The sequence below is a fragment of the Nitrosomonas mobilis genome (assembly GCF_900103035.1).
In the GTDB taxonomy this organism is placed as follows: Bacteria; Pseudomonadota; Gammaproteobacteria; order Burkholderiales; family Nitrosomonadaceae; genus Nitrosomonas; species Nitrosomonas mobilis.
This window is the reverse complement of record NZ_FMWO01000025.1, coordinates 1-239: the sequence shown is the minus strand read 5'-3', so window position 1 is coordinate 239 and position 239 is coordinate 1. Positions and strand designations below refer to the sequence as shown.

The following is a 239-nucleotide window of genomic DNA, read 5'->3' as shown; positions in this document are numbered from 1 at the left end:
TGAATCGCCTGGCTGGAAAAGAATAGAAGACTGTGGAAGAACTGCGAGCGAATGATTAACACCAGTTTGCAGTTCATCCACTTGGCTTTCCTGGCCCTTCTACTCAAAAGACTTCCTGATTAGTTACCTATCTCAGAAATTCTCAATATACCGATCGGAAGAGGTTCTGTCGTTGCGGCGGCGCGCAGCAATCGCGGCACCATGGCAGCCAAATCAAAACGGCGATTGAAGCGATAGGA

At 48.5% G+C, this 239-nt stretch carries 2 pseudogenes; one reads left to right on the top strand and one right to left on the bottom strand.

Features of this window, described 5'->3' with window-relative positions:
* Nucleotides 1-6: 6 nt before the first annotated feature.
* Nucleotides 7-123, top strand: a pseudogene (locus NSMM_RS15010) (IS5/IS1182 family transposase); the annotation flags it as partial.
* Here the strand turns inward: NSMM_RS15010 and NSMM_RS16305 are convergent.
* A pseudogene (locus tag NSMM_RS16305) lies at nt 120-239 on the bottom strand (IS1595 family transposase); the annotation flags it as partial. The pseudogenes NSMM_RS15010 and NSMM_RS16305 sit on opposite strands and share 4 nt — an antisense overlap.